Genomic DNA, 11,636 nt, shown 5'->3' with positions numbered 1-11,636 from the left:
CAGCGGGGCTCCGGCCCCACACCTCCTCAACGAAGAGAAAGCACTCACATGCGCAAGAAGATCGTCGCCGGCCTCAGCCTGGCGCTCATCGCGGGCCTCGCCCTCAGCGGCTGCTCGGCACGCGGCTCGTCCGACGACGCCGGCAGCACCAGCAGCATCAAGAAGGGCGACCTCATCGGCGTCGCCCTGCCGGCCAAGACCTCGCAGAACTGGGTCCTCGCGGGTGCCGCGTTCAAGAAGTCGATCGAGGACGCCGGCTTCAAGGCCGACATCCAGTACGCCAACGCCGGCAACCCGGTCCCCGACCAGCAGTCGCAGATCTCGGGCATGATCACCAAGGGCGCCAAGGCCGTCATCATCGGTGCCGCCGACGGTTCGCAGCTGACCGCGCAGGTCAAGTCCGCCAAGGACCGTGGCGCCGTCGTCATCGCCTGGGACCGCAACATCCTGAACACGAAGAACGTCGACTACTACGTGGCGTTCAACAACTTCAAGGTCGGCCAGCTCCAGGCCGAGGCGCTGCTCAAGGGCCTCGAGGAGAAGAAGGGCGACAAGCCGTACAACGTCGAGCTCTTCGCCGGTTCGCCGGACGACGCCAACGCGACCGTGTTCTTCAACGGTGCGATGGACGTCCTGCAGCCGAAGATCGACGACGGCACGATCAAGGTCGTCTCCGGTCAGACCACGTTCCAGAAGGTCGTCACGCAGGGCTGGCTCGCGCAGAAGGCCCAGTCGCGCATGACCGACCTGCTCTCGCAGTACTACACGGGTGACACCGAGCTCGACGGCGTCCTGTCGCCGAACGACACCCTCGCCCGTGCGATCCTCACCGCGACCAAGGCCGCCGGCAAGGACAACCCCGTCGTGACGGGCCAGGACTCGGAGACCGCGTCCATCCCGCTCATCATGAAGGGCACGCAGTACTCGACGATCTTCAAGGACACGTCGAAGGAGGCCCAGGCGGCCGTCGACCTCGTCTCCACGCTGTCGAAGGGCGACAAGCCCGACACGAAGATGGACAAGACGAACAACTACAACGGCAAGAAGACGGTCCCCGCGATCGAGCTCACGCCGGTCCTCGTCACCAAGGACAACGCCGTCGAGGCCTACAAGGGCAACGACACCCTCGAGGAGCTCGCCAAGAAGGGCTGATCTCCCCAGCACCACGGACGGCCCCGTCTCGCCTCGGCGAGACGGGGCCGTCCTGCGTTGTCCTGAGGCCGGCCACACGGCGGACGGGAGGCTCGGCGCACGTCGTGCTCCCTGCCTCCAGTCCGCCGTGTGGTCCGCCCAGGGCACGTGGCCGCGTCCGGTCCGCGCCCGCGTCCGTCAGGGGTGGGCAGCGCGCAACCGGCGCGCGGCGTCGGCGAGGTGCGGCACGTCGGTGCGGGCGGTGCCGAACACCAGCGCACGCGTCGTGTCGAAGTACCGCCGGGTCAGCCGCTCCCCCAGGTCGGACACGCGCGACCACGGGATGCCGGGCTCGCTCGCGGTGACCCCGGCGGGGAGCACCCGGACCGCCTCACCGATCTCGACCAGGCGCATCCGGACCGCGTCGTGCACCAGGTCCTCGGGCACCCGCTCGTCGTCGATGTAGCGCCGGATCGCCTCGCACGCCCGGATGACGTCGTCGAGGCGGTCGGCGACGGCACGGCGGATGCCGGGCTGCCCACTCACAGCGGCACCGCGGTCCGGACGACCCCGGGGCGCATGCCCGCGGCGTCGACGACGTCGACGCGGACTCCGAGCAACCGTTCGGCGGCGTCCTGGATGCGCATCAGCGCGAAGATGCCGAGCCCCGCGTCGACGTCGACCATCAGGTCGACGTCACTGTCCGGGCCGTCGTCACCCCGCGCGACGCTGCCGAAGATCCGGGGGTTCCGCCCGCCGAACCGCTGCACGATCTCGATGAGGTCCTGCCGGGCTGCGACCACGCGTTCGAGGAGCGGCGGGGGTTCCTCGACCGGCTGCAGGTCGATCGTCGTCGTGAAGCCCGCCGCACGGAGCATCCGCTGCAGGGCTGCGAGCGACGGTTCGCGCCGACCGTTCTCGTACGTGCTGATGACGCTCTGCGTGACGCCGGCGCGCTGGGCGAGCTGGACCTGGGTCAGTTCGGCGCGTTCACGGGCGTCGCGGATGAGCACCGCGGCCGACAGTGGCGGGGCGGACCGTGGGGGAACAGCGGACATGCTGCAACGATACACAGCATGCGACATTTCGTCTGCTGGCGGAACCGACGGGTCTGTGCATGGCCGGACGGAACGGGACGGTCCGGCGCTCGTCAGCGCGGGTCGGAGACGTCCGCCCGGTGGAAGTTCTGCGCCGAGCGGGACGCGGTCGGGCCACGCTGACCCTGGTACCGCGACTGGTACTCGGCGGAACCGTAGGGCTTCTCGGCCGGGCTCGACAGCTGGAAGAAGCAGAGCTGCCCGATCTTCATCCCCGGCCACAGCTTGATCGGCAGCGTCGCGACGTTCGACAGCTCGAGCGTCACGTGCCCGGAGAACCCGGGGTCGATGAAGCCCGCGGTCGAGTGGGTCAGGAGGCCGAGACGGCCGAGCGAGCTCTTGCCCTCGAGCCGAGCGGCGATGTCGTCGGGCAGCGTCACGACCTCGAACGTGGAGCCGAGGACGAACTCGCCCGGGTGCAGCACGAACGCCTCGTCCGGGTCGGTCTCGACCAGGCGGGTCAGGTCGGGCTGGTCCACCGCGGGATCGATGTGCGGGTACTTGTGGTTGTCGAACAGCCGGAAGAACTTGTCGAGCCGGACGTCGATGCTCGACGGCTGCACGAGCGAGGCGTCGTACGGGTCGAGGCCGATCCGGCCTGCAGCAAGCTGGGCGGTGATGTCGCGGTCGGAGAGCAGCACGGACGAAGCCTAGCGGCAGCGGGCGTCGCGCCGGTATGCTGCCAGGCTGCCCACCGCTCGGGCCGGCGGCGTTCGGAGCAGCGATGACCACGTACACCGTCGACGAGATCACGGTGCCCGCCACCATGGACGACGACCCGGCGACCGTCGCGACCTTCGCCGAGTGGCTCGCGGTGTCCGACGGCGCCGAAGCCGCCGTGCACGGGCTGCACGAGTTGGCCTGGACACCGGAGGAGTACCTGCCGCTGTGCCGCGAGCCGGGCGCCCCGAGCCGGCTCGTCGTCGCCCGAGACGACCGCAGCACCGTCGTCGGTGCGGGCTCGTACGACACGAGGCAGGAGCCCGGCACCACCAACTGCTGGCTGTCGGTCGGCGTCGACCCCGAGCACCAGCGCCGCGGTGTCGGAACGCTGCTCGCCGACCACCTGGAGTCGATGGCCCGCGCCGACGGCCGCACGCAGTGGAAGACGTACGCCGTCTCGCGGCAGGTCGGGCCCGCGTCCGGTCCCGGGTACGTGCAGGCCCCGACGGGGTTCGGCGCCGCCCCGGAGGACGAGGCCGGGGTGCGGTTCCTGACCGCCCGCGGCTGGCACTTCGGCCAGGTGAACCGGATCAGCCGGCTCCCGCTGCCCGCCGACGCGTCCGTGGTGCGCGGACTGCACGAGCGGGCGTCTGCTGCCGCCGGGCCGGAGTACCGCGTGCACGCCTGGACCGGTCGCACGCCGGAGCAGTGGCTCGACGGCATCGCCCTGCTCGAGACCCGGATGAGCACCGACGCGCCCGCCGGGGACATGGAGGAGCCCGAGGACGTCTGGACCGCCGAACGACTCCGGGAGCACGAGGACGAGCTCGCCCGGGCACCGCGCACCCTGCTCACCGTGGCCGTCGAGCACGTGCCGAATACCACCCTGGCCGGTTTCACGCAGCTGTCCGTGCCGGACGACCCCGCACGGCCGGCACAGCAGTGGGACACCCTGGTGCTCCGCGAGCACCGCGGCCACCGGCTCGGCTGGCTGCTCAAGGTCGTCGGGATCCAGGAGCTCGAGCGGCGGTTCCCGGGGCGTCTCTCGGTCGTCACGTTCAACGCGGAGGAGAACCGCCACATGCTCGACGTGAACGAGGCCGTCGGGTTCGTCGGCGTCGGCTGCGAGGGCATCTGGGAACGGCGGGTCTGAGCGCGCATCCGAGGGGCCGCCGTCCAGCCGACACGCCTACGATTGGACGGTCATGACCGTCACGTCACCCGAAACCCAGCCCACGGGGTCAGCGCCGGACGCCGCCCCCACCACCGGGCGCTCGTCCACCGTCGCGACGGTCCTCGTCATCGCGATCCCGCTGGCCGTCGCGTGCTCGATCCTCGGGCTGACGATCACCGGTGCCTTCAGCGCGAGTCAGCAGCTGGTGTCCGCCGGCGAGGTCGTCGAGTACGGCCTGCCGATCGCCCGCGTCGTGCACGACACGATGGCGGCGCTGACCATCGGGCTCCTCATCGTCGCCGCCTTCGCGCTGCCCGCGCAGAAGAAGGACCACGGTGCCCTGTCCAGCGTGCAGCACCGCGCGACCCGGTGGGCTGCAGCGACCGGCGCCGTCTGGTTCCTGGCCGCCGCGGTGAGCATCGTCCTGACCGGCGCGAACACCCTCGGTGTCCCGCTCACCAGCCCGGTGTTCGCCCGCAACTTCATGCTCTTCGCGTTCCAGGTCGAGATCGGCCAGGCGCTCGTGGTGTCGGCAGCCGCGATCCTCGTCGCCACGGTGGTCGCCGCCTTCGCCACCCGGGTGACGACCCTGGCGTTCGCCACCGTGATCGGCCTGTTCGCCCTGCTCCCCCTGGCCCTGTCCGGCCACGCGGCCGGGTCGCTCGAGCACGCGAACGCGGTGAACTCGCTCGCGATCCACCTGGTCGGGGTGTGCGTGTGGGCCGGTGGCCTGGTCGCCGTGGTCCTGCTCCGCACCCGCACCAAGGGCGCGACCGGACGCGTGATCGCCCGGTACTCGACGCTCGCCGGCTGGTCGTTCGGGGCCGTGGCGTTCTCCGGCATCGTCAACGCGTCGCTGCGTCTGACCGGCCCGCTCGACCTGTTCACGACCACGTACGGCTGGCTCATCACCGTCAAGGCGCTCATCCTCGTGCTGCTCGGCATCGCGGGGATCGTGCAGCGCCGGAAGCTCGTGCCCGGGCTCCTCCGCGCGCCGCTCGACCGACGCCTGTTCACCCGGTTCGCCCTGGCCGAGATCGTGTTCATGGCCGTGGCCATCGGTGTCTCGGTCGCCGTGTCCCGCTCGCAGCCGCCGATCCCGCAGACCCCGGCGACGGGCGAGGACACCCGCTCCGGCCTGATCGGGTTCCCGTTCCCGCCGGCACAGACCACGCAGACGTACCTGACCCAGTGGCACATCGACTGGGTGTGGCTCGGCCTGGCCGTCGTCGGGGCCGTCTGGTACCTGCTGGCGGTGCGCAAGCTCCGGAAGCGCGGCGACGCCTGGCCCGTCGGGCGCACCATCGCCTGGCTGATCGGCTGCGCCCTGTTCATCTGGACCACGTCGGCCGGCCCTGCCGTGTACGGCATGATCCACTTCTCGTCGCACATGCTCCAGCACATGCTGCTGATGATGTTCGTCCCGCTGCCGCTCGTGCTCGGCGGCCCGGTGCTGCTCGCGCTCCGCACCCTGCCGGTCCGGAACGACGGCTCACGCGGCGCCCGCGAGTGGCTCATGCTCTTCGTGCACTCCCGTTGGATGCAGTTCCTCGGCAAGCCCGCCGTCGCGGGGATCATCTTCGCCGGGTCCCTCGTGGTGTTCTACTTCACGCCGGCGTACCAGGCCGCGATGCAGTCGCACGAGTGGCACGTCGCGATGATCATCCACTTCGTCCTGAGCGGCTACCTGTTCTTCTGGGTCTTCGTCGGTGTCGACCCGGGCCCCCAGCGCCCGCCGTACCCGATGCTCATCATCACCCTGCTGGCCACCCTGGCGTTCCACGCGTTCTTCGGCGTCGCGGTCATGACGTCGCAGTCGGTGTTCGCGATCGACTGGTTCCACGCGCTTGGCCAGACCAACGACGCCGCACTGCTCGACGACCAGCACACCGGCGGCGGCATCGCCTGGGGGGCGTCGGAGCTCCCGATGGTGTTCGTGGCCCTGCTCGTCGTCCGGAACTGGATGCGCTCGGACAAGCGCGACGCGAAGCGCCTCGACCGCAAGGCCGACCGCGACGGTGACGCCGACCTGAAGGCCTACAACGAGCGCCTGGCGGCGATGAGCAAGCGGGACTGACCCGCAGCACCGGTCACACGGCGGGCGCCGCCCCGGTCAGTCCCCGTGGACGATGCAGACCGCGTCCAGGTCCATCGCGGCCTCGAGCGCGGCCGAGATCCCCGATTCCCCGTCGGGGCCGGCGGGGGTCACGGTGTCGACCCACCACAGCGGTGTCGCCAGGGTCGGGGCGTCCGGCAGGATCCGCTCGACCTCGTCGAAGGAGTCCACCCGCCGCACGCCGAGCACGGTGATCACCGGGTGGGTGGCGTCCCGGCAGACCTGCATCATCGGGCCGTCGTCGAGCGCCCGGACACCCCAGGTCTCGTCGTGCAGCAGGAGCGCCTCCGCCACCTCGCGCGTCTCCACCGGCTGGCGGCAGAGGATGGTGACGTCACGCGGCACCCTGACCGCCCACCATCCGGTCGTCGCGGACGTGGCCGTCGAGCGTGCCCTCGTCGTGCGCGGGGTCGAGCGGTGCGCCGCCGACCAGCTGCAGGAAGCGGTCCTCGTCGATGCGGTCGAGGAACGACTCGAGCGCTTCCCAGCCGTCCTCGAAGCGGACGATCATGCCGCCGTCGTCAGCCGCGTCGGCATCCGGACGGGCGGCCGAGCCGGAGCCGGCTGCGAAGGTCGCGGTCGTGGTGCGCGGTGGCGGCCAGACGCCGTCGCGGTCCAGGAATCCGGCGGCCTCGGGGCCCACCACGACGGCGAGCGGCGACGGTTCGCCGTGCGAGACGGCCCGCACCAGGTGGTCTGCGTCGCCGCGGCGCTGCATGACCACGCCGAACACGGGGACGACCTGGTCGGCGACCCGCTGCACGGCGTCGAACATCCGGTTCGCCAGGCCCGGGTCGGTGTTCTCCTCGGGCACGGTGAGCACGGCGGACATCGTCTCGACGACGACTCCGCCGACCAGGTGCGCGGTCATCGTCGCCGAGAAGCCCTCACCGACGGCGTACGAGGTCGAGATGCCGGGCGCCTCGTGCTTCGCGTACTGCGTGACGACCCAGCGGTCCCACGGCACGGTGAGCGGTTCGGCGGTGCCCCACCGGGTCGGGCAGGTGCCGACCGTGTGGCACAGCGCCTCGATCGCGGAGCCCATGTCGACCGCGCGGCCGGGGTGGTGGCGGAGGGTCAGGTCGATGCTGATCTGCCGCACCGAGTCGGCCGAGACGGGGTGCTCGGGCGACGGGGTGCCCACGAGTTCGGGGCCGCGGTGCACGAAGTCCTCGATGTCCGATGCGGCGACGCCGGTCCGGCCGTCACGCAGCGTGCCGTCGAAGTCGGACACCGCCCACGCGGCGCCGTACGCGCCGAGCGCGTGCCGGAGTGCCGGGGTGATCGCCGCGGCCCGGCCGGTGCGGAGCACGACCGTCCGTCCGGCGTCCGCCGACCGACGGAGCAGCGAGGCGAGCGCGTCCGTCAGCCACACGACGGGCGAGGCGGACTCGACCACGATCGCCGAGCCGACCACGTCGTCGATGAGGGGATGCCTGACCATCCGGGTCCTCCTCGGTTCGGGGCTGGAACTCCCTGGACGGTACACACGGGGGCGACACCTGTCCGTCAGGCGCCCACCCTCACAGCGGAGACTCGGGAGGCGCGACACGCGCCCGCGAGACGGCGTACGGTGCGCGGTCGGCTGGCTTCCAGGCGAGAATCCGCTAGGCTTGCCGAGTCCCGTTCTGCGGGGCGCGCGAGTGTAGTTCAATGGTAGAACTCCAGCTTCCCAAGCTGGTAGCGCGGGTTCGATTCCCGTCACTCGCTCCGTCGGACGTACGCTCGCCGCATGTCCTCCTCCTCCGGTTCCCCCGAACCCATCGCACCCGTGGTCGTCATCGGTGCCGGAGTCGTCGGCGCCGCGACCGCGTACGCCCTCACCGCCCGCGGCGAGCGCGTCCTGCTCGTGGAACAGCACGCTCGCGGCCACCACCTCGGTTCCTCGCACGGTGCAACCCGGATCTTCCGGCAGGGCTACGCCGACCCGGAGTACGTCGCGCTGACCACCCGCGCACTGGCGCTGTGGGAAGCGCTCGAGGCCGCTGCCGGCGAAGAGCTCATCGTCCGCACGGGTGCCGTCGACCACGGTCGACCCGAGGTCGTCGACGCGATCGCCGCGGCCCTCGCCGACGCGGACATCCCGCACGAGTCGCTCACGCCGGACCAGGCGGCAGCACGTTGGCCCGGCATCGCGTTCGAGGGGCACGTGCTGACCCATCCCTCGGCCGGGCGCATCCGCTCCGACCGGACGATCGAGGTGTTCCTCACGCTGGCCGAAGCGACCGGTCTCGCCGACCTGCGGTTCGACACCCGGGTCACCGGGCTCGAGGACCACGGTGACGACGTCACCGCGACGCTGTCCGACGGCAGCGCGGTCCGTACCGCGTCCGTGGTGGCCGCGGTGGGCTCGTGGGCCCCCGCGCTGGTCGGCGAGCTGCTCGCCGGACGCGGGGCGGGCCTCCCGGCCATCCGCGTCACCCAGGAGCAGCCGGCCCACTTCCCCAGCCACCTGCCGGACGAGGCCTGGCCGAGCTTCGTGCACTGGGCCGACGGCGACGACGTGTACGGGCTGCTGACGCCGGGCGAGGGCGTCAAGGTCGGGTTCCACGGCACCGGGCCGGTCGTCGACCCGGACCACCGGGACTTCACTCCCGTGCCGGCCGAGGCCGAGCGACTGCAGGCGTACGTCGCGCGGTACGTGCCGGGGGTCGACGGGACGAAGCCGACGTTCATCAGCTGTCTGTACGACAACTCCCCCGACGAGGACTTCGTCATCGACCGGGTCGGGCCGCTGACCGTGGCAACGGGGTTCTCCGGGCACGGCTTCAAGTTCGCGCCGCTGCTTGGCGAGATGCTCGCGGACCTCGCCATGGGCGGCGTGCCGCACCCGCGTTTCGCCCTGCCGGAGCCGGTCGCCGCGCCCCCGCTCTGACGCCAGCGCGCGGTCGTTCGCGAGACGCCGGCGTGTTCGTTCGACGCCGTCATGTCGTCGAGACGCCGCCGAATCCGGAGGCGTCTCGCGGACAACGAGGCGTCCTGCGCACACACCGGTGTCTCACACACGCGCACACGCCGGCGTCTCGCACGCACGCCGGCGTCTCGCGACCGGCCACTACGGTGGGAGCCGTGCGCATCATCGTGGCTCCGGACTCGTTCAAGGGCACCGCGACGGCGGCATCGATCGCTGCGGCGGTCCGTGCCGGCTGGCTGACCGAACGCCCCGACGACGACGTGGTCCTCGTCCCGATGGCCGACGGCGGCGAGGGCACGCTCGACGCCTTCGAGACCGCCGTCCCCGGAGCCGTCCGGGTCCCCGTCACCGTGACCGGGCCGGCCGGGACACCGGTCGACACCCACTGGCTGCGGCTGCCCGACGGCCGCGCGGTGGTGGAACTCGCGGCGACGAGCGGCCTCCCCCTGCTCGACGCACCGATGCCGGACACGGCGACGAGCCGCGGGTTCGGCGAGGCGATCGCCGCCGCGCTCGATGCCGGTGCCACGGGGCTCGTGCTCGGCATCGGGGGCAGCGCGTCCACCGACGGCGGGCGTCCGGTGCTCGAGGCGCTCGGACTCGACAGCGACGGAGCCGGCACCGACGGCCTCCGAGCACTCCCCCCGCTCGGCGTCACCGTGCTCACCGACGTGACCTCTCCGCTGCTCGGTCCGACCGGTGCCGCCGCCGTCTTCGGCCCGCAGAAGGGCATCACGCCCGACCGTGTGGGGTCCTTCGACGACCGGCTCGCCACCTGGGCCGCGCGGTTCCCCGACGTCGACCCGGACACCCCGGGCGCCGGAGCCGCTGGCGGTGTCGGGTTCGGCCTGCTGGTGTGGGGCGCCACGCTCGCCGGTGGGGCCGCGGCCGTCGCCGAGGTCCTCGGGCTGCCGGGGCTGCTCGAGGGGTGCAACGTGAACGGGGCCGGTGGAGCGAACGGGGCCGACGTCGTGATCAGCGGCGAAGGGCGCTTCGACGGGCAGAGCGCCGTCGGCAAGGTGCCCTCGGTGGTCCGCGACCTGACCGCGGCGCACGCTCCCGGAGCCCGCTCGATGCTCGTCGCCGGCGCGATCGAGGCCCCGCTCGACGACTACGCCGCCGCCGCGTCGCTCACCGTGCTCGCGACGCAGACCACCGGCGAGCCCGACGACGCCCTCGCCGACCCGCTGCGCTTCGCCACGATCGCCGGGCAGCGGTTGGCCCGGCTCGCCTGAGCGAGCAGAACGCCGCGAGCACCGCCGCGATCACCGACGCGAGCACCGCGGCGGCGCAGTACCGTGGCGGCGCAGTGCCCGCGCCGACGCGCCGCGCAGCCGCCGCGACGCGCCCATCCGCTGGCACAGGGGTGTCCTGGTTGTACCTCCCACCCGGCCGCGGCTGCGCGCACACTGGTTCCGGGCCGGAACCGGCCCGCAACGCACCACCCCCACGAGGAGATCATTGCGCACCGTCAACGCGTACGCGGCACCGTCAGCGACCGAGCCGCTCGTCAAGACCACCATCACCCGTCGGGACGTCGGCCCGGACGACGTCGCGATCGACATCGCCTACGCCGGCATCTGCCACTCGGACATCCACACCGTCCGCGGTGAGTGGGGCCCCATCCAGTACCCGCAGGTCGTCGGCCACGAGATCGTCGGCCACGTCACCGAGGTCGGCGAGAACGTCACCAAGCACAAGGTCGGCGACCGCGTCGGCGTCGGCTGCATGGTGAACTCGTGCGGCGAGTGCGAGAACTGCGTCGCCGGCCAGGAGCAGTACTGCCTCAAGGGCAACATCGGCACCTACGCCAGCGTCGACCCGGCCGACGGCTCGATCACCCAGGGCGGCTACTCGCAGGCCGTCGTGGTGAACGAGGACTTCGTCCTCCGTGTCCCCGAGTCGCTCGACATCGAGAAGGTCGCGCCGCTGCTCTGCGCCGGCATCACCACCTACTCGCCGCTGCACCACTGGAACGCCGGCCCCGGCACCAAGGTCGCCGTCGTCGGCATGGGCGGGCTCGGCCACATGGCCGTCAAGATCGCCGTCGCGCTCGGAGCCGAGGTCACCGTCCTGTCGCAGACCACCTCCAAGCAGGAGGACTCGCTCCGCTACGGCGCGAAGGCCCACTACGCGACGAAGGACCCGGAGACGTTCGAGAAGCTCGCGAACTCCTTCGAGCTCATCATCAACACCGTCTCGGCGAAGATCCCGATGGGCGCCTACCTCGGCCTGCTCAAGGTCGACGGCACGCTCGTCAACGTGGGTGCTCCGTCCGAGCCGCTCGAGGTGCCGGCCTTCGCGCTCATCCCGCGTCGGCTCAGCTGGGCTGGTTCCGCCATCGGCGGCATCCAGGAGACCCAGGAGATGCTCGACTTCTGCGCCGAGCACGGGATCCTCCCGGAGACCGAGCTCATCAGCGCCGACCAGATCAACGAGGCCTACGAGCGCGTGCTGTCCTCGGACGTCCGCTACCGCTTCGTGATCGACGCGGCCACGCTGGCGTAGTCGTCACCACCTGACAGACGGGAGGCCCGTTGC

Annotated in this window: 11 protein-coding genes and 1 tRNA gene; 7 read left to right on the top strand and 5 right to left on the bottom strand. The window is 71.7% G+C overall.

Translation table 11 applies throughout. The annotated features are described in order from the left end of the window. The first annotated feature begins 48 nt into the window (after positions 1-48). Positions 49-1,152: a sugar-binding protein gene (locus tag BIU91_RS07800; protein WP_071404928.1), complete on the top strand. Its 1,104-nt coding sequence runs from the start codon at positions 49-51 to the stop codon at positions 1,150-1,152. 177 nt (positions 1,153-1,329) lie between these two features. Here the strand turns inward: BIU91_RS07800 and BIU91_RS07795 are convergent, their stop codons facing one another. The 3 genes from BIU91_RS07795 to dcd all read right to left on the bottom strand — a co-directional run bounded on the left by BIU91_RS07795 (position 1,330) and on the right by dcd (position 2,869). Beyond that, complete coding sequence (locus BIU91_RS07795) at positions 1,330-1,677, bottom strand: HepT-like ribonuclease domain-containing protein (protein ID WP_084740843.1); 348 nt, start codon at positions 1,675-1,677, stop codon at positions 1,330-1,332. Continuing rightward, the gene (locus tag BIU91_RS07790; RefSeq protein ID WP_071404927.1) at positions 1,674-2,189 is read right to left on the bottom strand and encodes a helix-turn-helix domain-containing protein; all 516 of its coding nucleotides are present in this window, start codon (positions 2,187-2,189) and stop codon (positions 1,674-1,676) included. Before BIU91_RS07790 ends, BIU91_RS07795 begins: the two co-directional genes overlap by 4 nt. A 92-nt stretch (positions 2,190-2,281) precedes the next feature. Next, complete coding sequence (gene dcd, locus BIU91_RS07785) at positions 2,282-2,869, bottom strand: dCTP deaminase (RefSeq protein WP_071404926.1); 588 nt, start codon at positions 2,867-2,869, stop codon at positions 2,282-2,284. 83 nt (positions 2,870-2,952) lie between these two features. On the opposite strand from dcd, the gene BIU91_RS07780 reads away from it, so the two are divergent. Together BIU91_RS07780 and BIU91_RS07775 are read left to right on the top strand one after the other, a co-directional pair. Beyond that, on the top strand, positions 2,953-4,044 hold the full coding sequence (locus BIU91_RS07780) for a GNAT family N-acetyltransferase (protein WP_071404925.1): 1,092 nt from the start codon (positions 2,953-2,955) through the stop codon (positions 4,042-4,044). Positions 4,045-4,096: 52 nt separating this feature from the next. After that, the gene (locus tag BIU91_RS07775) at positions 4,097-6,142 is read left to right on the top strand and encodes a cytochrome c oxidase assembly protein (RefSeq protein WP_071404924.1); all 2,046 of its coding nucleotides are present in this window, start codon (positions 4,097-4,099) and stop codon (positions 6,140-6,142) included. Between the two features lie 36 nt (positions 6,143-6,178). Here BIU91_RS07775 and BIU91_RS07770 read toward each other — a convergent pair whose 3' ends face one another. Then, positions 6,179-6,475, bottom strand: coding sequence for a hypothetical protein (locus tag BIU91_RS07770; RefSeq protein ID WP_139196596.1), 297 nt, complete (start codon positions 6,473-6,475; stop codon positions 6,179-6,181). Positions 6,476-6,515: 40 nt separating this feature from the next. Then, a complete protein-coding gene (locus tag BIU91_RS07765; RefSeq protein WP_071404923.1) occupies positions 6,516-7,625 on the bottom strand; it encodes a DUF6177 family protein in 1,110 nt (369 codons plus the stop codon). Between the two features lie 195 nt (positions 7,626-7,820). Between BIU91_RS07765 and BIU91_RS07760 the strand changes: the two genes are divergently transcribed. From BIU91_RS07760 to BIU91_RS07745, 4 genes are all read left to right on the top strand, one after another. Further along, positions 7,821-7,891: transfer RNA gene (locus BIU91_RS07760), tRNA-Gly, on the top strand. 22 nt (positions 7,892-7,913) lie between these two features. Beyond that, positions 7,914-9,056 (top strand): FAD-dependent oxidoreductase, encoded by a 1,143-nt coding sequence (locus tag BIU91_RS07755; protein ID WP_071404922.1) that lies wholly within the window; start codon positions 7,914-7,916, stop codon positions 9,054-9,056. Between the two features lie 194 nt (positions 9,057-9,250). Beyond that, a complete protein-coding gene (locus tag BIU91_RS07750; protein ID WP_071404921.1) occupies positions 9,251-10,330 on the top strand; it encodes a glycerate kinase in 1,080 nt (359 codons plus the stop codon). A gap of 226 nt (positions 10,331-10,556) precedes the next feature. Next, a complete protein-coding gene (locus BIU91_RS07745) occupies positions 10,557-11,603 on the top strand; it encodes an NAD(P)-dependent alcohol dehydrogenase (protein ID WP_071404920.1) in 1,047 nt (348 codons plus the stop codon). Positions 11,604-11,636 lie beyond the last annotated feature (33 nt).

This window comes from Curtobacterium sp. MMLR14_002, assembly GCF_001864975.1.
In the GTDB taxonomy this organism is placed as follows: domain Bacteria; phylum Actinomycetota; class Actinomycetes; order Actinomycetales; family Microbacteriaceae; genus Curtobacterium; species Curtobacterium flaccumfaciens.
Note: the sequence above shows the minus strand (reverse complement) of the source record. Positions and strands in the feature narration are given on the sequence as shown.